Genomic DNA, 22,143 nt, shown 5'->3' on the forward strand with positions numbered 1-22,143 from the left:
ATGGCCTCCTTTTGTTTCGAGAGGGGCCCGCAACGGCCGCGAACCCCTCAATTTCTTGACGCTTACGCGTATTTCGCCTGGATCTCTTCCGAGATGTTCTGCGGCACCGGATCGTAGTGATCGAACTGCATGGTGAACTGGGCGCGGCCCGAGCTCATCGAACGCAGGGTGTTGATGTAGCCGAACATGTTGGCCAGCGGCACCATTGCGTCGATGGCGATGGCGTTGCCGCGGTTCTCCTGGCCGGACACCTGGCCGCGGCGGGACGTCAGGTCGCCGATGATACCGCCGGTGTATTCTTCCGGGGTGATCACCTCCACCTTCATGATCGGCTCCAGCAGCTTGGCGCCGGCCTTTTTCAGACCTTCGCGCATGCACATGCGGGAGGCGATTTCAAAGGCCAGAACCGAGGAGTCCACGTCGTGGAACTTACCGTCGATCAGGGCAACCTTGAAGTCGATCACCGGGAAGCCTGCCAGCGGACCGGAGTCCATGACCGACTGGATGCCTTTTTCGACACCCGGGATGTATTCCTTCGGAACCGAACCGCCGACGATGCGGGATTCGAAGGAGTAGCCTTCGCCTGCTTCGGTCGGAGAGATGATCAGCTTCACCTCGGCGAACTGGCCCGAACCACCCGACTGTTTCTTGTGGGTGTAGGAATGCTCGATCTCGTGGCCGATGGTCTCACGGTAGGCCACCTGCGGCGCACCGATGTTCGCTTCGACTTTGAATTCGCGCTTCAGACGGTCCACCAGGATGTCCAGGTGAAGTTCGCCCATGCCCTTCATGATGGTCTGACCGGACTCGAGGTCGGTTTCGACGCGGAAGGACGGGTCTTCGGCGGCCAGACGGGCCAGACCCTGGGACATCTTCTCCTGGTCGCCCTTGGTCTTGGGCTCAACCGCGATCTCGATCACCGGATCGGGGAAGGTCATGGTTTCCAGAACCACCGGATCCTTGGCGTCGCAGAGGGTGTCGCCGGTGGTGGTGTCTTTCAGACCCGCCAGCGCGATGATGTCGCCTGCAAACGCTTCTTCGATCTCTTCCCGGTTGTTGGAGTGCATCATCATCATACGGCCGATGCGCTCTTTCTTGCCCTTGGTCGAGTTCAGGATCGAGTCGCCCTTGCTCAGCACGCCGGAGTAGATCCGGGTGAAGGTCAGGGAGCCGACAAACGGGTCGTTCATGATTTTGAACGCCAGGCCGGAGAAGGCCATGTTGTCATCGGCACGGCGGGCGATGTTGCGGACTTCTTCCTCGTCGCCGGGCTTGAAGCCCATGTAATCGACAACGTCCAGCGGGCTGGGCAGGTAGTCGATCACGGCGTTGAGCAGCGGCTGAACACCTTTGTTCTTGAACGCGGAACCGCCCAGAACCGGAACGAAGTGCAGCGCCAGGGTGCCCTTCCGCAGCAGTTTGCGCAGGGTCGGCACGTCGGGCTCTTCACCTTCCAGGTAGGCTTCCATGGCGTCGTCGTCTTCTTCGACGGCGGCCTCGATCATCTTGCCGCGCCACTCTTCGGCCATGTCCTTGAGCTCGTCGCGGATCTCGGCGTGCACCCAGGACGCGCCCAAGTCTTCACCCTGCCACAGCCACTCTTTCATGGTGACCAGGTCGATCAGGCCTTCCAGCTCGTTCTCGGCGCCGATCGGGATACCAACCGGAACCGCGCGGGCGCCGGTGCGGTCTTCGATCATGCGGACGCAGTTGAAGAAGTCCGCGCCGATCTTGTCCATCTTGTTGACGAACACCATGCGCGGAACCTTGTAGCGGTCAGCCTGGCGCCACACGGTCTCGGTCTGGGGCTCAACACCGGCGTTGGCGTCCAGAACGCAGACGGCACCGTCGAGAACCGCCAGCGAACGCTCAACTTCGATGGTGAAGTCAACGTGGCCGGGGGTGTCGATGATGTTCAGGCGGTGCTTCGGGGTGTCGGCGGTCTTGCCGTCCTCGGTGCGCTCCCAGAAGGTGGTGGTCGCAGCCGAGGTGATGGTGATACCGCGTTCCTGCTCCTGCTCCATCCAGTCCATGGTGGCTGCACCGTCGTGCACCTCACCGATGTTGTGGGATTTGCCGGTGTAATACAGGATGCGCTCGGAGCAGGTGGTTTTACCTGCGTCGATGTGCGCCATGATACCGAAGTTACGGTACAGTTCGAGGGGATATTCGCGTGCCATAGGTCTAGGTCCTCTAGCTTACCAGCGATAGTGGCTGAAGGCTTTGTTCGCCTCGGCCATCTTGTGGGTGTCTTCGCGCTTCTTGACCGCGGTGCCACGGGACTGGACGGCGTCCAGCAGCTCGCCTGCGAGGCGCTCTTCCATGGTGTTTTCGTTGCGGTTGCGCGCGGCGGTGATCAGCCAGCGGATTGCCAGCGCTTCGCGGCGCTCGGGGCGGACTTCGACCGGAACCTGGTAGGTTGCACCGCCAACACGGCGGGAGCGGACCTCAACGGACGGCTTCACGTTGTCCAGCGCTTCGTGGAACACTTCCACCGGGGCGCGCTTGATCTTGGTCTCAACGCGGTCCAGTGCGTTGTACACGATACGCTCTGCGACCGACTTCTTGCCGTCGATCATCAGGTTGTTCATGAATTTGGTCAGAACGCGGTCGCCGAACTTGGCGTCGGGCAGGACTTCGCGCTTCTCTGCGGCGTGACGACGGGACATCTCGCTCTCTCCTTCTTACTTAGGACGCTTCGCGCCGTACTTCGAGCGGCGCTGCTTACGGTCTTTAACGCCCTGGGTATCCAGAACACCGCGCAGGATGTGGTAACGGACACCCGGAAGGTCTTTCACACGGCCGCCACGGATCAGAACCACGGAGTGCTCCTGAAGGTTGTGGCTTTCACCGGGGATGTAGGAGATCACTTCGAAACCGTTGGTCAGGCGGACCTTCGCAACTTTCCGCATAGCGGAGTTCGGCTTCTTCGGGGTGGTGGTGTACACGCGGGTGCAGACGCCGCGCTTCTGCGGGCACTGCTCCAGGTGCATGGACTTCGAGCGTTTAACTTTCGGCTGCCGCGGCTTGCGGATCAGCTGCTGGATCGTGGGCATTCCGGTATATTCCCCGTTTCGCAACACATGTGTCATGCACGCCGGCGCGTGCGGGTGAAATCGCTGCACTTATGCGTCCACAAGCGCAAAAACCGCAATCGCTCCCGTTCCGAGGTGAGACGACGCGGTGAGTTTACAGAGGGCCCGGGTGGTAAAAGTGCCCAGGCCTTGAGCCACTGCAATTTTGAATTCGGCTTACGGAGACGTACTCCGGGTGCCGGATAGCCGCGCGTATATGGGGAGTCGCGCAGGTTGTCAACAGCAGGCGGGCGTGTGGCCCCTGCCCTGGCCGCCTCTGCCCCCTGACTGTCCCGGGGCACGCTTGCCAGGGAGCGGCACGCCCTGCATAGTCGCCGCAAACGCCTTTGTCACGAAACGGATTTCAGAATGCAGGTTATCGGGTTGTGCCGGTTTTCCTACCCGGCGCTTGGCGGCTTCCAGGTCGAGCATGAGACCGTGGACGCGCGCATCGCCTACCTTTATGCCGAAGAGCGGCTGGAGGAGCGGTTCAGGCTGCTGGAGACCGTCGCCCTGCCCGGGCTGCGCGGCCAGACCGATCAGGATTTCGACCTGATCATTGTCATCGGCGACAGCCTGCCCCGGCGCCATCGCGACCGGCTGCATGACCTGACGGCGGACATGCCGCAGGCCCGGATCCTGTCCGAGCCGCCGCGCCGCCACCGGGAAGTGATGAAAGAGATCCTCAACACCGCCCGCCGGGATCCGGACAAGCCCTGCCTGCAGTTCCGTCATGATGACGACGACGCGGTTGCAACCGACTTTGTCGAGCGGCTGCGGGAAACCGCGCGGGACTGCGCCAAGCTGTTTGCAAGGACCCCGACCGCGGCGATCGACTTCAACCGGGGCTATATCGCGGAATTCGGCCCTGAGGGGATTTCAGCAGTGCCCGCCATCAGCCCTTATGAGACGGCGGCGCTGGGGATGTATGCCGCCGGGAGCGTGCGCCAATCGATCATGAACTTTGCGCATCACCGCATCCACCATCACATGCCCAGCGTCACAATCAGCGATGCGCCCATGTGGGTGCGCAGCCACAACGGTTTCAACGATTCCCGGCAGCGGCGGGTCCCGGAGGCAGAGGTTGCGCCGCTGACGCCCAAGGAGGAGCTGGAATTCGCAACCTTCTTCGGCATCAAGGCCGGCAGGGTGCGCGAGGTGTTCAAACCTGGGCAGACCGGGCTTTGCGGCTGACCTGCCGCTCCCGGTAGAAGGTGAAAATCCCCGCGCCGGCAACAATGGCGGCTCCTGCCAGGGTGACCGCATCCGGCCATTCGCCGAACACCAGCCAGCCCAGCAGCAGCGCCCAGAGAAGACCGCTGTAGCGCAAGGGCGCGATCACCGCGATCTCCCCCACCCGCATGGTCATGACCGAACACAGGTAGCCGGCAAAGATGAACAGCGCCGCGCCCATCAGGATCAGAAGGTTGCTGCGGTCCATCGGCTGCCATTCCACCGCGGCGGAGGTGGCGATCCCGAAGGCCATCACGGCGAGGGAGGACATCAGGGTCACGGTCATCGACGGCACCTCGGGCGGCATCCGGCGGGTGACCAGGTCGCGGGCGGTGATGCAGGCCACCGACGCCAGCGCATAAAGCGCGCCGTCGCTGAAGCCTTCCGGCCCCGGCCGCACGATCAGCAGCATGCCGCAGAAGCCGGCGGCAATCGCCGCCATCCGGCGCCAGCCGACCGGCTCGCGCAGGAACAACGCAGCGCTCAGGGTCACCGCCAGCGGCAGCACCTGCAGCACCGCGGTGACATTGGCGATCGGCATCACCATCAGCGCGGTCAGGAACAGATAGGTCGCCGACACTTCCCCCGCGCAGCGCAATGCGATCATTCCCCAGGCCCGGCCCGGCAGCCGCAGGCACAGACCGCCCAGCCGCAGGGCCAGAAGATAGATCAGGAAACTGGCGGCAATGCCGCGGATGGTGAGGATCTGCGGCAGCGGCAGCGCCCCGCCGATCAGCTTTACCAGCGCATCGTTGAAGGTATAGGCCGCCATCGCCGCCGTCATCAGCAGCGCCCCGGTCTGGTTCGGGGTCATCGCCGCCCCGCCGTGATCAATTGCAGCCTGACATTCATCCCTGCGCCCTCCCTGCCCGGCAACAGATAGCCCTGGCAGCAGAAATGAAAAAGCCCCCGCATCACCGATGCGGGGGCTTTTCTGTTTGTCTGCTGCGGCAGCTTAGTCGCGGCTTTCCGGGGTTTCGACCAGGATATCCGCCTCGTCGCCGCCCATCACGTCCTCGTCCATCACCGGTGCGGCCAGGGCTGCAGCGGCTTCGGCTTCCTCGCGGCGGGCTTCCAGCACCACGTTGTCGCGGCCCTGGGCAATCTGGCGCACCCGCTGGGTCGCGCCGCCGGTGCCGGCCGGGATCAGGCGGCCCACGATGACGTTCTCCTTGAGGCCGACCAGCTTGTCCTTCTTGCCCTGCACCGAAGCCTCGGTGAGGACCCGGGTGGTCTCCTGGAAGGAGGCCGCCGAGATGAAGGAGCGGGTCTGCAGCGACGCCTTGGTGATGCCGAGCAGGATCGGCTCGCCCTGAGCAGGACGCTTGCCGCGGGCCAGCGCCTTTTCGTTGGCGGCGTCGAATTCCTGCTTGTCCACGTGCTCGCCTTTCAGCAGCGTCGTGTCGCCGGAGTCGGAGATCTCCCACTTCTGCAGCATCTGGCGGACGATCACCTCGATGTGCTTGTCGTTGATCTTCACACCCTGCAGGCGGTAGACGTCCTGGACCTCGTCGATCATGTAGTTCGCCAGTGCCTCGACACCCATGATGGACAGGATGTCATGCGGCGCCGGGTTGCCGTCCATGATGTAGTCGCCCTTCTGGACAAAATCACCTTCCTGAACCGGAATGTGCTTGCCCTTGGGCACCATGTATTCGACGGGCTCCATCGACTCGTCGCTGGGCTCGATCGAGATGCGGCGCTTGTTCTTGTAGTCGCGGCCGAAGCGCACGTATCCATCGATTTCGGCGATGATCGCGTGATCCTTCGGACGGCGGGCTTCGAACAGTTCCGCAACGCGCGGCAGACCACCGGTAATGTCCTTGGTCTTGGCGCCTTCACGCGGGATACGCGCGACGACGTCGCCTGCCATGATCTGCTGGCCGTCTTCGACCGACAGAATGGCGTCCACGGACATCGGGTAGGTCAGCGGGTTGCCGTTGTCGTTGCGCACCGGCTCGCCGTTGCTGTCGACCAGGATGATTTCCGGCTTCAGGTCGGAGCCCTTCGGAGCCGCACGCCAGTCGATCACGATCTTCTGGGTCATGCCGGTGGCTTCGTCGGTCTCGTCGCGGACGGCGAGGCCCGAGATCAGGTCCACGTATTTCGCGGTACCCGGCTTCTCGGCGATGATCGGCAGGGTGTAGGGGTCCCATTCGAACAGCTTGTCGCCGCGGCTGACCTGCTGGCCTTCCTTGACGAACAGCTTGGAGCCGTAGCCCAGCTTGTGGCTGGCGCGCTCTTCGCCGTGCTCGTCCTGGATGATCAGCTTCATGTTGCGGCCGACAACCAGAGTCTCGCCGTTGGCGTTCTCCAGGGTCTGCGGCATCTCGAAGACGATCTTGCCTTCCTGCGAGGCTTCCAGGAACGACTGCTGGCCGCCCTGGGCAACACCGCCGATGTGGAAGGTCCGCATGGTCAGCTGGGTGCCGGGTTCACCGATCGACTGTGCCGCGATGATGCCGACAGCCTCACCGGTGTTCACCTGGGTGCCGCGTGCAAGGTCACGGCCATAGCACATGGCGCAGACGCCCTCTTCGGACTCACAGGTCAGCGGCGAGCGGATGCGGGTCGACTGGACGCCGGCCTCTTCCACTGCGTCGGCCATGCGCTCGTCGATCAGCTGGCCGGCGGCGACGATGATCTCCTCGGTGCCGGGGCGCTTGATGTCATCCGCAGCCACACGGCCCAGGATGCGCTCGCCCAGCGAGGCCACGACTTCGCCGTCGTTGATCGCCGCTTCCGCAGTGATCGCGCGCTCGGTGCCGCAGTCATGCTCGCGCACGATGCAGTCCTGCGCCACGTCCACCAGACGGCGGGTCAGGTAGCCCGAGTTCGCGGTCTTAAGCGCGGTATCGGACAGACCCTTACGGGCGCCGTGGGTCGAGTTGAAGTACTCGAGAACGGTCAGGCCTTCTTTAAAGTTCGAGATGATCGGAGTCTCGATGATGTCGCCGTTCGGCTTGGCCATCAGGCCGCGCATGCCGCCCAGCTGCTTCATCTGCGTGACCGAGCCACGCGCACCGGAGTGGGCCATCATGTAGACCGAGTTCGGTTCCATCACGGCGCCGTTCTCGTCCCGGCGGTCGGCCGAGATGGTCTGCATCATGGCTTCGGTGACGCGGTCGTTACACTTCGACCAGGCATCGACAACCTTGTTGTACTTTTCGCCCTGGGTGATCAGGCCGTCCATGTACTGCTGTTCGAAGTCCTTTACCTGCTCGCGGGTGTCGTCCACGATGGTCCACTTGCCGTCCGGGATCACCATGTCGTCCTTGCCGAAGGAGATGCCGGCCTTGAACGCTTCGCGGAAACCCATGGTCATGATCTGGTCACAGAAGATGACCGACTCCTTCTGGCCGCAGTAGCGGTAGACGGTGTCGATGACCTGCTGCACTTCTTTCTTCCGCAGCAGGCGGTTGACCAGCTCAAACGGCGCCTTGGCGTTTTTCGGCAGCAGCGCGCCCAGGCGGACACGGCCCGGAGTGGTCTCAAAGCGCTTGAGAACCTCGTTGCCTTCCTCGTCGATCTGGGTGATCCGCGCGGTGATCTTGGTGTGCAGGTGCACTTCACCGGCGTCCAGCGCGTGCTGGACCTCGTCGATGGTGCCAAAGACCTTGCCTTCACCAACCATGCCTTCGCGTTCCAGGGTCAGATAGTAGAGACCCAGAATCATATCCTGCGACGGAACGATGATCGGCGCGCCGTTGGCGGGCGACAGAACGTTGTTGGTGGACATCATCAGGACGCGCGCTTCCAGCTGGGCCTCAAGGCTCAGCGGGACGTGCACAGCCATCTGGTCGCCGTCGAAGTCCGCGTTGAACGCCGAGCAGACCAGCGGGTGCAGCTGGATGGCCTTGCCTTCGATCAGCGTGGGTTCGAACGCCTGGATGCCGAGACGGTGCAGCGTCGGTGCGCGGTTCAGCATCACCGGGTGCTCGCGGATCACTTCGTCCAGGATATCCCACACTTCGGGACGCTCTTTTTCGACCAGCTTCTTCGCCTGCTTCACGGTCGAGGACAGGCCCTTGGCCTCCAGACGCGAGTAGATGAAGGGCTTGAACAGTTCCAGCGCCATCTTCTTGGGCAGGCCGCACTGGTGCAGCTTCAGCTCGGGACCGGTCACGATGACCGAACGGCCGGAGAAGTCGACGCGCTTACCCAGAAGGTTCTGGCGGAAGCGGCCCTGCTTGCCTTTCAGCATGTCGGACAGCGACTTCAGCGGGCGCTTGTTGGCGCCGGTGATGACGCGGCCGCGGCGGCCGTTGTCGAACAGCGCGTCCACGGATTCCTGCAGCATCCGCTTTTCGTTGCGGACGATGATGTCCGGCGCGCGCAGCTCGATCAGCCGCTTCAGGCGGTTGTTCCGGTTGATCACGCGGCGGTACAGGTCGTTCAGGTCGGAGGTCGCAAAGCGGCCGCCGTCCAGCGGAACCAGCGGGCGCAGTTCCGGCGGGATGACCGGGATCACGGTCATGATCATCCATTCCGGACGGTTGCCCGACTCCAGGAAGGATTCCACGACTTTCAGACGCTTGATGATCTTCTTGGGCTTCAGCTCGCCGGTGGCTTCGGCCAGTTCGGCGCGCAGCTGCTCGGCTTCCGATTCCAGGTCGATCTGGGCCAGCATGTCACGGATTGCCTCGGCGCCGATGTTGGCGGTGAAGGCGTCCATGCCATAGGCATCCTGGGCGTCCATGTACTCTTCTTCGGTCATCATCTGACCATAGGTCAGGTCGGTGAGGCCCGGCTCGATGACGACGTAGTTTTCAAAGTACAGAACCCGTTCCAGGTCGCGCAGGGTCATGTCCAGCATCAGGCCGATGCGGGAGGGCAGCGACTTCAGGAACCAGATGTGCGCAACCGGCGCGGCCAGTTCGATGTGGCCCATGCGCTCGCGGCGCACTTTCTGCAGGGTAACCTCGACGCCGCATTTTTCACAGACGACGCCGCGGTACTTCATCCGCTTATATTTGCCGCAGAGGCACTCGTAGTCCTTGATCGGGCCAAAGATGCGGGCGCAGAACAGGCCGTCGCGCTCCGGCTTGAAGGTCCGGTAGTTGATGGTCTCGGGCTTTTTGATTTCGCCATAGGACCAAGACAGGATCCGTTCCGGGCTGGCCAGCGAGACTTTGATTTCGTCAAAGACCTTCGGCGGGGTCAGCGGGTTGAACGGGTTGTTGGTGATTTCCTGGTTCATTTTGATGTCCTCAAATTCGTGCGAAGGGCTGGGAGGGGCGCCCAAACTTTTTTGAAAAGTTTGGGCAAAAGTTTTCAGAAAACTTTTGTCCCCTTATTCCTCAACCTCCGCATCCAGGAGTTCCATGTTCAGGCCGAGGCCGCGGACTTCTTTAACCAGAACGTTGAACGATTCCGGCACGCCCGCCTCGAAGTTGTCCTCGCCCTTGACGATCGACTCGTAGACCTTGGTCCGGCCGGCGACGTCATCCGACTTGACGGTGAGCATCTCCTGCAGGGTGTAGGCGGCACCATAGGCTTCCAGAGCCCAGACTTCCATCTCCCCGAAGCGCTGACCGCCGAACTGCGCCTTACCGCCCAGCGGCTGCTGGGTGACCAGCGAGTACGGGCCGGTGGAACGCGCGTGGATCTTGTCGTCCACCAGGTGGTGCAGCTTCAGCAGGTACTTGATGCCGACGGTGACCGGACGCGCAAACTGCTCGCCGGTGCGGCCGTCGAACAGGATCGACTGGCCGGACTGGTCAAAGCCCGCACGCACTAGGGCGTCGTTCACATCGTCTTCCTTGGCGCCGTCGAAGACCGGGGTCGCAATCGGAACACCGCGGGTCACGTTGCCTGCGGCTTCGATCAGCGCGTCCTCGGACATGCTGGCAATGCCCTCGTCGTAGACGTCATCGCCATAGGCGTGGTGCATCGCTTCACGGACCGGGGTCAGGTCGCCCGAGCGGCGGTATTCCTGCAGCGCCTCGTCCACCTTGATGCCGAGGCCGCGTGCGGCCCAGCCCATGTGGGTCTCCAGGATCTGACCGACGTTCATACGCGACGGCACGCCCAGCGGGTTGAGGCAAAAGTCGACCGGGGTACCGTCGGCGAGGAACGGCATGTCCTCCATCGGCACCACTTTCGAGATCACACCCTTGTTGCCGTGACGGCCGGCCATCTTGTCGCCCGGCTGCAGCTTGCGCTTCACCGCGATGAAGACCTTGACCATCTTCATCACGCCCGGCGGCAGGTCGTCGCCGCGGCGGACCTTCTCGACCTTGTCCTCGAAACGGGCATCCAGGGCACGCTTCTGCGCCTCGTACTGCTCGTTCAGGGCCTCGACCACCTGGGCGTCCTGCTCGTCTTCCAGCGCCAGCATCCACCACTGGCCGCGGGACAGGGAGTCCAGCAGATCCTCGGTGATTTCGGTGCCGGCACGCACGCCTTTCGGGCCTTTGACAGCCACTTTGCCCAGCAGCATGCCGCGCAGGCGAGCGTAGATGTTGCGGTCCAGGATCGCCAGCTCGTCGTCCCGGTCACGGGCCAGACGCTCGACTTCCTCACGCTCGATCTGCAGCGCACGCTCGTCTTTCTCAACACCGTGGCGGTTGAAGACGCGCACTTCCACGACAGTACCGTAATCGCCCGGCTTCACGCGCAGCGAGGTGTCGCGCACGTCGGAAGCCTTCTCGCCGAAGATGGCGCGCAGCAGCTTCTCTTCCGGGGTCATCGGGCTTTCGCCCTTCGGAGTGATCTTGCCGACCAGAATGTCGCCCGGCTCCACATCGGCGCCGATGTAGACGATGCCCGCCTCGTCGAGGTTGCGCAGGGCTTCCTCGCCGACGTTGGGGATGTCGCGGGTGATTTCTTCCGGCCCGAGCTTGGTGTCACGGGCGGCGACTTCGAATTCCTCGATGTGGACCGAGGTGAAGACGTCGTCACGCGCGATGCGCTCGGAGATCAGGATGGAGTCTTCGTAGTTGTAGCCATTCCACGGCATAAACGCGACGACCACGTTCTTGCCCAGAGCCAGTTCGCCCATATCGGTCGACGGACCATCGGCAATCACTTCGCCCTTGGTCACGGTGTCGCCCACCTTCACCAGCGGACGCTGGTTGATACAGGTGTTCTGGTTGGAACGCTGGAACTTGCGCATGCGGTAGATATCCACGCCCGCGTCGCCCAGTTCCAGGTCCTCGGTGGCCCGGATCACGATACGCTGCGCATCGACCTGGTCGATGATGCCAGCCCGCTTGGCCTGGATCGCCGCGCCGGAGTCGATCGCAACCTTCTCCTCGATGCCGGTGCCGACCAGCGGCGCCTCTGCACGCAGCAGCGGAACCGCCTGACGCTGCATGTTCGAGCCCATCAGAGCGCGGTTGGCGTCGTCGTTTTCCAGGAACGGGATCAGCGAGGCCGCAACCGAGACCAGCTGCTTCGGCGACACGTCGATCAGGTCGACGCTTTCGTTCGGCGCCAGGGTGTAGTCGCCCGACTGACGGGTGGACACCAGGTCGTTGATGAACTTGCCGTTTTCATCCAGGGTCGCGTTCGCCTGCGCCACGGTGTGGCGCATTTCTTCGGTGGCGGACATGTAGTGAACCTCGTCGGTCACCTGTCCTTCTTTCACCACGCGGTAGGGCGTCTCAATAAAGCCGTACTTGTTGACGCGCGCAAAGGTCGCCAGCGAGTTGATCAGACCGATGTTCGGGCCTTCCGGGGTCTCAATCGGGCACATCCGGCCATAGTGGGTCGGGTGCACGTCGCGGACCTCAAAGCCGGCACGCTCGCGGGTCAGGCCGCCCGGGCCAAGCGCCGACAGGCGGCGTTTGTGGGTGACTTCCGACAGCGGGTTGGTCTGGTCCATGAACTGCGACAGCTGCGAGGAGCCGAAGAATTCGCGCACGGCAGCCGCGGCGGGCTTCGCGTTGATCAGGTCCTGCGGCATCACGGTGTCGATCTCGACGGAGGACATGCGTTCCTTGATCGCACGCTCCATGCGCAGCAGGCCGACGCGGTACTGGTTTTCCATCAGCTCGCCGACGGACCGCACGCGGCGGTTGCCCAGGTGGTCGATGTCGTCGACATCGCCGCGGCCGTCACGCAGGTCGACCAGCGCCTTGATACAGGCGACGATGTCTTCCTTGCGCAGGGTGCGCTGGGTGTCTTCGGCGTCGAGCGCCAGGCGCATGTTCATCTTCACGCGGCCGACGGCGGACAGGTCGTAACGCTCGGAGTCGAAGAACAGGGTGTCGAACAGCGCCGAGGCGGCCTCGACGGTGGGCGGCTCGCCCGGGCGCATCACACGGTAGATGTCCATGAGCGCGCTTTCGCGGGTCCGGTTCTTGTCCTGCGCCATGGTGTTGCGCATGTAGGGGCCGACGTTGACGTTGTCGATGTCCAGCACCGGGATGTCGGTGATGCCCGCATCCAGCAGCTCCTTCAGGGAGCCGCCGATCAGTTCGCCGTCCTTGTCGTATTCCAGGGTCAGTTCATCACCGGCCTCGACATAGATCGCGCCGTTGTCTTCGTTGATGATGTCCTTGGCGACGAACTTGCCGACGATGTGGTCGAAGGGAACCAGCAGCTCGGTGATGGTGCCTTCCTCGATCATCTTCTTAACGGCGCGCGGGGTGACTTTCTTGCCCGCCTCGCAGATGATCTCGCCGGTGGCGGCGTCCACCAGGTCATAGGCTGGACGGGTGCCGCGCACGCGCTCGGGGAAGAAGGGGGTGACCCAGCCGCGGGACTTCTCAAGCTTGAAGTTGACGGTGTTGTAGTAGGCATCCATGATGCCTTCCTGGTCCAGGCCCAGGGCGTACAGCAGGGTGGTCACCGGCAGCTTGCGGCGGCGGTCGATACGGGCAAAGACGATGTCCTTGGCGTCGAACTCGAAGTCCAGCCAGGAGCCGCGGTACGGGATGATGCGGCAGGCAAACAGCAGCTTGCCCGAAGAGTGGGTCTTGCCCTTGTCGTGGTCGAAGAACACGCCCGGCGAGCGGTGCATCTGGGACACGATCACACGCTCGGTGCCGTTCACGATGAAGGTGCCGTTCGGGGTCATCAGGGGCATGTCGCCCATGAAGACGTCCTGCTCCTTGATGTCCTTCACGGACTTTGCGCCGGTATCCTCGTCGACATCAAAGACGATCAGGCGCAGGGTGACCTTCAGCGGCGCCGAATAGGTCATGTCGCGCTGCATGCACTCTTCGACGTCGTACTTCGGCTTCTCGAAGGAGTACTTCACGAACTCCAGCACGGAGGTTTCGTTGAAGTCCTTGATCGGGAAGACCGACTGGAACACACCCTTGATGCCTTCGCCGTCAAGCGGCTCTGCTGCATCGCCGGAGCGCAGGAACAGATCGTAGGAGGATTTCTGCACCTCGATGAGGTTCGGCATCTCCAGCACTTCGCGGATTTTGCCGTAATATTTGCGTAGACGTTTCTGGCCAAGGAACGATTGAGCCATGTCAGATGTCACCTTTCCGAGTTCTCACCGGTCAAGGTTGCCGCCGGGCCCCGGCACCTTGCCCATACGAGACAGCGCGTTCGGATCAATTCATGGCCACCGTCCCGAAGGCGGCCTCCCGATCCCTTGAACCTCGCCTGAAAAAGCGCCTCTTGCCCGAGGCCCTTTTTAAGACAGGTTCGGCTGGGCCCGGAAAACTCCGGACCCAGCCAAAATTTCCGATGCATCAGAAATGCACCAGAGGCAGGACTTAGGCCAGCTCGACTTCGGCGCCAGCTGCTTCCAGCTTGGCTTTGATGTCTTCTGCTTCGGCTTTGTCGATGCCTTCTTTGATTTTGCCGCCAGCTTCGACCAGCTCTTTGGCTTCTTTCAGGCCCAGGCCGGTGATGCCGCGGACTTCCTTGATCACGTTGATCTTGGAAGCGCCGGCGTTCTTCAGAACGACGTCGAATTCGGTCTTTTCTTCTTCAGCTGCAGCGCCGGCGTCGCCGCCAGCTGCCATGACAACTGCGCCGCCTGCTGCGGGCTCGATGCCGTATTCGTCTTTCAGGATGGTTTTCAGTTCTTGTGCTTCCAGCAGGGTCAGACCCACGATGCTTTCTGCGAGTGCTTTCAGATCAGCCATTGTATCAGCTCTTTCCGTTTACAGTATGTGTGTTCCAACGTGCGGGCTTTTGCCCCACGCCAGCCGTTCAGTGCCAACCGCTTACGCAGCTTCCGCCTTCTCTTCGATGGTCGAAAGGATGCTTGCGATGTTGCTTGCAGGTGCGCCAATTGCGCCGGCGATGTTGGAAGCGGGTGCGCCAATGCAGCTTGCGATCTGAGCGATGAGCTCGTCGCGGGACGGCATTTTCGACACGGCTTCGACGCCTGCGCGGTCCAGAGCGTTCTCACCCATTGCGCCGCCGAGGATCTCAAACTTTTTGTTATCCTTGGCGAAATCCTCGGCCACCTTGGCGGCGGACACGGGATCTTCGGAGTAGGTCAGAACGGTCATCCCTGTCAGCAGGTCGGCCATGCTTGCACACGGCTTACCCTCGAGGGCGATTTTGGCGAGCCTGTTCTTGGCAACACGCACGGAGCTGTTCGCGCCACGGGCACGGGCGCGCAGATCCTGCATCTCTGCAACTGTCAGACCGGCGTAGTGAGCAACCACCACGACGCCAGAGCTTTCGAAGATCTGGCCGAGTTCCTCGACCACTTTCTCTTTCTGGGCTCTATCCACAGTTCTCTCCAAGTTAGGGATACTCTCGCATCCCGGCTCATATTTGCCGGCCCCGTAAGGAACCGGCGTTCAGGTCCGTTTTACGGGATGAGCCAAATCCGCCCGAGGGAATGAAAACCCCCGATCTTCTTGGTCTGTACCCGTCTCAGGAGGGAAATTAAGGCCCGATCGGAGGCCACCCACCATCTTGGACGAAATGAAATAAAGCGCACGACGAATCGCACGCTTTATCTCAAGGCCGTAGTTATTCCCATTTGACGGGATTTCCAAGGGCAAAAAACGCTGCGCACCATCGGGGAGGGATCTTCCGGCAACCTTCGCGGCCTGCGCCGCGCCGGACTGGCGGCAGCCGGGCCCAGGAAAGGAAAAGCCCCGGGTGCGGACACCCGGGGCTGAATTCAACGGCAATGCTGTCCGGATTACTCGGTGACAGCGTTGTCCACGTCAACCGTGATGCCCGGACCCATGGTCGAGGACAGGTTGATCTTTTTCATGTAGGCGCCTTTGGCGCCGGTCGGCTTGGCTTTGGCCACGGCCGACACGAAGGCACGGATGTTTTCCACCAGCTTTGCTTCGTCGAACGACGCTTTGCCGACGCCGGCGTGCACAACACCGCCTTTTTCCGCCTTGAACTGGACTTCACCGCCCTTGGCTGCTTCCACGGCCGCTTTCACGTCCATGGTCACGGTGCCGACTTTCGGGTTCGGCATCAGGTTGCGCGGGCCGAGGATCTTACCCAGACGGCCAACGACGGGCATCATGTCCGGGGTTGCGATGCAGCGGTCGAAGTCGATCTTGCCGCCCTGGATCGCTTCCATCAGGTCCTCTGCGCCAACGATGTCGGCGCCGGCCGCGGTGGCTTCGTCCGCCTTCGGGCCGCGGGCGAAGACTGCAACGCGCATGTCTTTGCCGGTGCCGTTCGGCAGGCCGACCACGCCGCGGACCATCTGGTCTGCGTGGCGGGTGTCGACGCCCAGGTTCATGGCGATCTCGACGGTTTCGTCAAACTTGGCGTTGGCGTTGGCCTTGATCAGGGCAACGGCCTCTTCCACCGACAGGTTTTCCTTGCCAGCGAAGGCTTCGCGCGCGGCGCGGGTGCGTTTACCGAGCTTAGCCATCTTACTTCACCTCGATGCCCATGGAGCGGGCGGAGCCCAGGATGATCTGCATTGCCGCGTCGATGTCGTTGGCGTTCAGATCTTTCATCTTGGCTTCGGCGATCTCTTTCACCTGGGCCACGGTCACGGTGCCGACGGTTTCACGCGACGGGTTGTTCGCGCCGGATTTCACCTTGGCTGCCTTCTTCAGGTAGTAAGACGCGGGCGGCGTCTTGATGTCCATGGTGAAGGACTTGTCCTGATAGTAGGTGATCACGGTCGGGCACGGCGCGCCGGGCTCCATGTCTGCGGTCTTGGCGTTGAACGCCTTGCAGAATTCCATGATGTTGATGCCGCGCTGACCCAGCGCCGGACCCACTGGCGGGGAGGGGTTTGCCTGACCTGCAGGAACCTGCAGCTTCATCGAACCAACAAGCTTCTTAGCCATTTGGTTTTCCTTTCAACGAGGACAGGACGCGTCCCATCCAGTGTGTGTTGCGTGGTCGGATTTCAGGATCGCGATCCGTCCATCTCCCACGAGAGAATCTCGCCCGAAGACGATAGAGGCGGCGTTTACAGGGGAATGCGGGGATTGGCAAGTGGGCGGGAGGGGAATTGATAAAACCCGGCTCGACCCGGACTGAAAGCAATTCCGTTCAATGTTGACTGCCGACCGCGAACGCTTGCGATCAGCTAGTGACACCCCGTCCAGACCCAATCGGACGGAAGCTGATGCCACGGCTGGTCCGGAAACCGCCGCGCCATCTCCTCCTTGAGTTTACGCTGCCGGAATACCGGACCGCCAACATGCCAAGCAGCCTCCTCAACTCCGAAATCAGCGGTTAATCGGGCGGGCAAGTGATGCTCAGCGTCCCATGCCCCCATCACTTCTAAACCCTGTATCTCTGGGTCTTCCACCCGAGTTTCACGCGCAGCTAGCCCCCCCCTCCCAAACGGTCACTGTTAGGGTGCCAGACGGCCACTGAACCTCTGGCGGCACGACCTTCAGCGCCCCAGCAAGTTCATAGCGCCCGAGCTTACCCCACTGGCCAGCACGGAGAACTCTCGTAATGGACGGATAAACGACTGTTACTACAGCCATTACAGGCGACGCGAGAATGTCCGGCACCTTGGCGACTTCACGGTCCCGGCGAAGAAAGAACCCTACCGACTTTTCGTCAGTGATTTGACCGTAATAAATCCAGCCCCCCTCACCTAAGAGAGCATAGAGAGTTCCAGACTTCAGATCGGCGCGTGCCTTAGGATTGCTTTCAAACATCGCAACACAATTGAGAAGGATTCCCTATGCGTCAATAATCCTTCTATCGTACCGTTCACCACGCCAGACCGAAGCAGCGGAGACCAACTTTTGCGGGTATCGGTCAACAAAAACGCCGCGTTGAACCCAACGCGGCGCCTCAAATTCCACTGAGGGGCAAATCACCCCTGCTTGGTCACCTGGGTGAAGTCCAGTTCCACCGGGGTCTCGCGGCCGAAGATCGACACGGTGACCTTGAGCTTCTGGTTGTCCTCGTCGACCTCTTCGACCATGCCGTCGAAATCCTCGAACGGGCCGTCGTTCACCTTCACCTTCTCGCCCACCTCGTAGTGGATCAGGGTGCGCGGTGCCTCGACGCCTTCCTCGACGCGGCCCAGGATGCCCTGCACCTCTGCGTCGCGCATCGGCATCGGGCGGCCTTGCGGGCCCAGGAAGCCGGTGACGCGGTTGATCGAGGAAATCAGGTGATAGCCGCGGTCGGACATTTCCATATGCACCAGCACGTAGCCGGGCATGAAGCGGCGCTCGGTCGAGACCTTCTTGCCGCGGCGAATCTCGATCACCTCTTCGGTCGGGACCAGAACCTCGTCAATTTCGTCCTCAAGGCCCTGTTCTGCGACCGAGGTGCGGATCTGCTCTGCGATTTTCTTTTCGAAGTTCGAAAGAACGCTGACCGAGTACCACCGTTTCGCCATGAACCGTTGTCCTTGTTCTGCAGGGCGGGCCGGTGCCGCGCCGCTGCGTAATCATTCCGTTGCAGCCCTCAAGCTGCGCTCTCCAACAAAAAGCGGCGTGCAAACCGAATCGCTGCACGCCCGCCTCAATGTTCCTGCTCAGGTACCGCCCATCGCCGCCAGAATCAAGTGCTGCGCAGCAACCGCGGCTCCGGAGCCGTCATACCGCTGCAGGCCTAGCCGAACATCCCCAGAAGGCCCTGCAGGCCATAGCGGATCAGCAGGTCGACCAGCGCAAAGAACAGCGCCGTCAGAGCCGCCATGATGAACACCATGACCGTGGTCAGCAGCACCTCGCGCCGGGTCGGCCAAACGACCTTGGACACTTCGGCACGGACCTGCTGGATGAACTGAACTGGGTTGATAGTCGCCATGCTGGGGGAGTCTCTCTGCTAGCAGTGCAGGCGATGTAACCGGTGCGGCAGCTGAATTCAAGCCCTGCGCCCCTAACAGGCCGGGACTGCCGCCGCTGTCAATCCAATTTTAATCCACTTCCCGCAAAACTGACTCTAGCAGCCCCGGCGCAGGACGCGCGCCGTGTTGGCACACCCCCGTGTGTTTCAGTGAGACAGGATGCCATGACACCCGCACATACCCTCTCCCAGGCCGAGCAGTTCGAACGCGATGCCAGGTTCGAAGATGCCGTGCTTGCTTACTCCGGAATTCTTGCCCGCAACCCGAAGAACGCCCGTGCCCTGCAGGCGCTGGACTCCCTGCGCGGCCGCCTGCGGGAGCAGCGCGAGCCGTCCGCCGACACCAAGGCGGAGCTGGAGGCCGCGCTGGCCGCCGGACGCCCATTTGAAGCTGCGGACAGCTGCGGCGCCCTGCTCAAGACCTTCCGGGAGTCGCATTTCCTGTGGGATTTCCTGGGCCGCTGCCATCTGGCCGCCGGCCATCTGGACAACGCGGCCACCTGCCTGAACAAGGCTTGCGGGATCAACGCCAAGGAGGCCGGAACCTATGCCGCCATGGGCCGTGTCCACATGGCGCGCGGGCAGCTGGACAATGCGCTGGCGCTCTATCGCAAGGCCCTGGCGCTGGATGCCGATTGCCTGCTGGCGCTTCGCAGCTTGGCTGAGGCGCTGCCGATGCAAGGCCGCAGCACGGAGGCCGCGGCAACCCTGCGCCGGGCGGTTGCGCTGGCCCCGGACGATGCCGCGCTGCATGTGACCCTGGCAGGTCTGCTGCACAAGCTCGGCGCCGTGGCGGAGGCCAAGGACCACTACACCCGTGCCGCCGCCCTGCAGCCGGAGCTGACCGAGGCACAGTTCCAGCTGGGACTGCTTCTCAAGGCCGAGGGCCGCCATGCCGATGCGCTCCCGTGTTTTGACAAGGTGCTTGAGGTCTCACCGTCCGACGACCGCGCCCGCACCCAGCGCCTGCACGTGCTGGCAGAGCTCAACGACTGGCGCTGGGTGCGGGAATATGAGGAATACCGCCGGCTGCTCGGCCTGCGCAGCAACGGCTGCGATCCCAGCGCGCTGATGCTGATGGAAGACAACCCGGACCTGCTGCGGGTGCGTGCGCAGGCCTATGCCAGCGAGCTGTTCCCGGAGGTCGAGCCGCAAGCCGCCCCGCCCGCACCGCAGCGCCGGGAGCGGCTGAGGGTCGGGTATTTCTTCTCCGCCCGCGACGCCGAGGCGGTGCTGAGCCAGCACGCCGCACTATTTGCCGCTCATGACCGCAACCGGTTTGAAGTCTTTGCCTATGCCACCGGTGCGGAGGGTGCGGAAGCCGCCGCCGCAGCGATCCGCGGCTCCGTTTCCTTCTTGCGGATGCTGGACGGCACCGCAGGCGACGCCGCCGCCGCCGCCGCAGCCAAAGCCGATGGGCTGGACATTGCCGTGGACCTGTCAGGCTACTCCAACGGCAACCGGAGCGGACTGTTCAGCGCCCGTCTGGCGCCTCTGCACATTGCCTGGCCCGGATACCCCGGCACCATGGGCACCGCGGCGTTCGACTATCTGATCAGCGACAGCACCACCTGCCCGCCCGGCAGCGAGCGGTACCACAACGAACACCTGCTGCGCCTGCCGGACAGCTGCTTGGCTGTGCCGCCCGCCACCGCCGCCAGCTGCCCTGGCAGGGCCGGCTGCGGCCTGCCGGAGGACGCCTTTGTCTTCTGCAGCTTTGCCGCGGCCAGCCAGATCTCCCCGCAGGAATTCGATATCTGGATGCGCCTGCTGGACGGTGCCCCGGACAGCGTGCTCTGGCTGCTGGATCACGGCGCACATTCCGTCTCGAACCTGCGCCGCGCTGCCGCCGCCCGCGGCGTCGACCCGGACCGGCTGATCTTTGCCCCGCCTGCGGGCTACGAAGAGCATCTTGCCCGGCTGCCGCTGGCTGGCCTGTTCCTCGACACCTTCACGGTCAATGCCTGCAGCGCCGCCCGCGAAGCGCTGGCCGCCGGGGTGCCGGTGCTCACCCTGCCCGGCCAGCAGTTCGCCGCCCGCACCGGGGCAAGCCTGCTGCAGGCCGCCGGCTTGCCTGAAATGATCGCGGACAACGCGGAAGACTATGAGGCAAAAGCGGCCGCACTTGCTGCGGACCCGGAGGCCTGCGCCGCGCTGAAGCGTAAGCTGCACCAGCAGCACCAGGACGCTCCGCTGTTCTCGGCCGCGCGTTTCACCCGCCAGATCGAGAGCGCCTATGACGCGGCCTTTGACCGGTTTTTGCAAGGTTTGCTTGCTGGCCACCTGACAGTCTCCGGCACGGGGACGCCGCAGCGCTGATACGGAACCGCCGTCCACCCTGCGTGGGCGGCCATGATCTTCGGACTTTCGGGAGAATGGCAGGGGCAGCAGGGTTCGAACCCGCGACCTACGGTTTTGGAGACCGTCGCTCTACCAACTGAGCTATACCCCTGTGGTGCGGCATGTCCTACGGCAGCCGCGCCGCGGTGGCAAGAGGGAAATCCGATTTTCTGCGTGCCGCGCGGCGGTTTGCGGGCCACGGGCTTTGCCCGGGCCGGCCCATGCGGTAAGACGGGCCGGGAAACGGGCCGCGCGCCCGGCCAATCCCTTGGAAATGAGCCTGAAACCGTGAGCTTGAGAAAGAAATTCGCCGACAGCCCCCGGGTGAACCGCGCCATCGAGGGGCTGTTTGCCGCCTATGTGCGATTCGCCTTCCGTACCTCCCGCTGGACGCGGAGCGGTTTTGAGGAAATGGACGCCTGCGTGCGCCGCGGCGAGCCGGTGATCTTTGTGCTGTGGCACCAGCGGCTGATCATGGCGCCCTATCTGTTCGACACCTCGCTGGGCCGCATCTGCGCGCTGACCTCCGCCGCACGGGCCGGGCGGCTGGCGGGGCAGATCCTGGTGCGCCTGGGATTCGAGACCATCCCGATGTCGAGCCACAAACGCCATGTAGCGCTGTCGCGCGAAGTGCTGCGGCGCACCCGGGAAGGCTGTTCCATCGGTATCGCCGCCGACGGTCCGCGCGGTCCTGCCCGCGAGTCTTCCACCGTGCCGGTGGTCTGGGCGCGGATGACCGGCTGCCGGGTCTTTACCGTGGCCTTTGCTGAGCGGAAAGTGATCAAGCTGCCGACCTGGGACCAGCAGATGCTGCCCCTGCCGTTTTCCCGCGGCGTGCTGATGTGCCGGGAATGGACGGACGAGGTGCCGAAAAAGCCAAGCGACGCGGAGGTGGAGGCCTTGCGGCAGAGCCTGGAAGCTTCGCTGGACGCGGTCACGGATGCAGCGGACGCGGCTGCAGGGCGAAGCGGCGAAGATCCGAAAAAACGTCCGGCTTGATCCGCCGGTTTCCAGCTTGAAAAACGGCCGTGAAAATCGATTTTCATGGCCGGAAACCGCGCCGGTTTCCGGCAGCGGCAAAACAAAAAGGCTGCCCGAAGGCGGCCTTTCCGTCGATCAATCAGGAGACCTGATTACTCGATGATCTTCGGCACAGTTTCAACCGCGTGTCTCGGGATCAGTGAATTCAAACAAAAAGGGCGCCGCAGGGGCGCCCTTTCCGTTTGAACATCCGCTGGCGCGAATTACTCGATGATCTTCGACACGACGCCGGCGCCGACGGTGCGGCCGCCTTCGCGGATGGCGAAGCGCAGGCCGT

At 63.0% G+C, this 22,143-nt stretch carries 18 protein-coding genes and 1 tRNA gene; 4 read left to right on the forward strand and 15 right to left on the reverse strand.

Annotation, left to right across the window (positions count from 1 at the left end):
* Positions 1 to 62: 62 nt before the first annotated feature.
* The 3 genes from fusA to rpsL are packed head-to-tail and all read right to left on the reverse strand — an operon-like array spanning position 63 to position 3,056.
* Positions 63 to 2,180, reverse strand: coding sequence for an elongation factor G (gene fusA / locus ACFMBG_RS23025; protein ID WP_421056996.1), 2,118 nt, complete (start codon positions 2,178 to 2,180; stop codon positions 63 to 65).
* A gap of 18 nt (positions 2,181 to 2,198) precedes the next feature.
* A complete protein-coding gene (gene rpsG, locus ACFMBG_RS23030) occupies positions 2,199 to 2,669 on the reverse strand; it encodes a 30S ribosomal protein S7 (RefSeq protein ID WP_421056997.1) in 471 nt (156 codons plus the stop codon).
* A 15-nt stretch (positions 2,670 to 2,684) separates the two neighbouring features.
* Complete coding sequence (rpsL, locus tag ACFMBG_RS23035) at positions 2,685 to 3,056, reverse strand: 30S ribosomal protein S12 (protein ID WP_005621086.1); 372 nt, start codon at positions 3,054 to 3,056, stop codon at positions 2,685 to 2,687.
* A gap of 387 nt (positions 3,057 to 3,443) precedes the next feature.
* On the opposite strand from rpsL, the gene ACFMBG_RS23040 reads away from it, so the two are divergent.
* Positions 3,444 to 4,268 (forward strand): putative rhamnosyl transferase, encoded by an 825-nt coding sequence (locus tag ACFMBG_RS23040; protein ID WP_421056998.1) that lies wholly within the window; start codon positions 3,444 to 3,446, stop codon positions 4,266 to 4,268.
* Here ACFMBG_RS23040 and ACFMBG_RS23045 read toward each other — a convergent pair.
* The 10 genes from ACFMBG_RS23045 to secE form a co-directional block, all read right to left on the reverse strand.
* Positions 4,237 to 5,121: a DMT family transporter gene (locus ACFMBG_RS23045; RefSeq protein WP_421056999.1), complete on the reverse strand. Its 885-nt coding sequence runs from the start codon at positions 5,119 to 5,121 to the stop codon at positions 4,237 to 4,239. The genes ACFMBG_RS23040 and ACFMBG_RS23045 overlap by 32 nt on opposite strands.
* Before the next feature lie 141 nt (positions 5,122 to 5,262).
* The gene (gene rpoC, locus ACFMBG_RS23050; RefSeq protein ID WP_421057000.1) at positions 5,263 to 9,507 is read right to left on the reverse strand and encodes a DNA-directed RNA polymerase subunit beta'; all 4,245 of its coding nucleotides are present in this window, start codon (positions 9,505 to 9,507) and stop codon (positions 5,263 to 5,265) included.
* A gap of 93 nt (positions 9,508 to 9,600) precedes the next feature.
* A complete protein-coding gene (gene rpoB / locus ACFMBG_RS23055) occupies positions 9,601 to 13,737 on the reverse strand; it encodes a DNA-directed RNA polymerase subunit beta (protein ID WP_421057001.1) in 4,137 nt (1,378 codons plus the stop codon).
* Positions 13,738 to 13,987: 250 nt separating this feature from the next.
* Positions 13,988 to 14,362 (reverse strand): 50S ribosomal protein L7/L12, encoded by a 375-nt coding sequence (gene rplL / locus ACFMBG_RS23060; protein ID WP_421057002.1) that lies wholly within the window; start codon positions 14,360 to 14,362, stop codon positions 13,988 to 13,990.
* A gap of 81 nt (positions 14,363 to 14,443) precedes the next feature.
* Entirely contained in the window at positions 14,444 to 14,962 is a 519-nt protein-coding gene (gene rplJ, locus ACFMBG_RS23065; protein WP_222482590.1) for a 50S ribosomal protein L10, read from the reverse strand.
* A gap of 419 nt (positions 14,963 to 15,381) precedes the next feature.
* Positions 15,382 to 16,080: a 50S ribosomal protein L1 gene (gene rplA, locus ACFMBG_RS23070; protein WP_421057003.1), complete on the reverse strand. Its 699-nt coding sequence runs from the start codon at positions 16,078 to 16,080 to the stop codon at positions 15,382 to 15,384.
* A gap of 1 nt (position 16,081) precedes the next feature.
* Entirely contained in the window at positions 16,082 to 16,507 is a 426-nt protein-coding gene (rplK, locus tag ACFMBG_RS23075; RefSeq protein ID WP_019298608.1) for a 50S ribosomal protein L11, read from the reverse strand.
* A 477-nt stretch (positions 16,508 to 16,984) separates the two neighbouring features.
* Positions 16,985 to 17,338 (reverse strand): hypothetical protein, encoded by a 354-nt coding sequence (locus ACFMBG_RS23080; protein ID WP_421057004.1) that lies wholly within the window; start codon positions 17,336 to 17,338, stop codon positions 16,985 to 16,987.
* A gap of 161 nt (positions 17,339 to 17,499) precedes the next feature.
* Positions 17,500 to 18,033 carry a transcription termination/antitermination protein NusG gene (gene nusG / locus ACFMBG_RS23085; RefSeq protein WP_039150217.1) on the reverse strand — a complete coding sequence of 178 codons (534 nt, stop codon included), beginning with the start codon at positions 18,031 to 18,033 and terminating at the stop codon, positions 17,500 to 17,502.
* 215 nt (positions 18,034 to 18,248) lie between these two features.
* Positions 18,249 to 18,446: a preprotein translocase subunit SecE gene (secE, locus tag ACFMBG_RS23090; RefSeq protein ID WP_008554326.1), complete on the reverse strand. Its 198-nt coding sequence runs from the start codon at positions 18,444 to 18,446 to the stop codon at positions 18,249 to 18,251.
* A 204-nt stretch (positions 18,447 to 18,650) separates the two neighbouring features.
* Here secE and ACFMBG_RS23095 point away from each other — a divergent pair, with 204 nt between their 5' ends.
* Positions 18,651 to 20,804 (forward strand): tetratricopeptide repeat protein, encoded by a 2,154-nt coding sequence (locus tag ACFMBG_RS23095; protein WP_421057005.1) that lies wholly within the window; start codon positions 18,651 to 18,653, stop codon positions 20,802 to 20,804.
* Positions 20,805 to 20,861: 57 nt separating this feature from the next.
* On the opposite strand, the gene ACFMBG_RS23100 is transcribed toward ACFMBG_RS23095, so the two are convergent.
* A tRNA-Trp gene (locus ACFMBG_RS23100) sits at positions 20,862 to 20,937 on the reverse strand.
* 176 nt (positions 20,938 to 21,113) lie between these two features.
* Between ACFMBG_RS23100 and ACFMBG_RS23105 the strand changes: the two genes are divergently transcribed.
* Complete coding sequence (locus tag ACFMBG_RS23105) at positions 21,114 to 21,824, forward strand: lysophospholipid acyltransferase family protein (protein WP_421057006.1); 711 nt, start codon at positions 21,114 to 21,116, stop codon at positions 21,822 to 21,824.
* Positions 21,825 to 21,840: 16 nt separating this feature from the next.
* Positions 21,841 to 21,969: a hypothetical protein gene (locus tag ACFMBG_RS23110; RefSeq protein ID WP_421057007.1), complete on the forward strand. Its 129-nt coding sequence runs from the start codon at positions 21,841 to 21,843 to the stop codon at positions 21,967 to 21,969.
* A gap of 100 nt (positions 21,970 to 22,069) precedes the next feature.
* Here the strand turns inward: ACFMBG_RS23110 and ACFMBG_RS23115 are convergent.
* A partial coding sequence (locus tag ACFMBG_RS23115) for an EF-Tu C-terminal domain-related protein (RefSeq protein WP_217353393.1) occupies positions 22,070 to 22,143 on the reverse strand: 74 nt, incomplete at its 5' end.

It is taken from the genome of Leisingera coralii, from assembly GCF_049056525.1.
Classification (GTDB): domain Bacteria; phylum Pseudomonadota; class Alphaproteobacteria; order Rhodobacterales; family Rhodobacteraceae; genus Leisingera; species Leisingera coralii.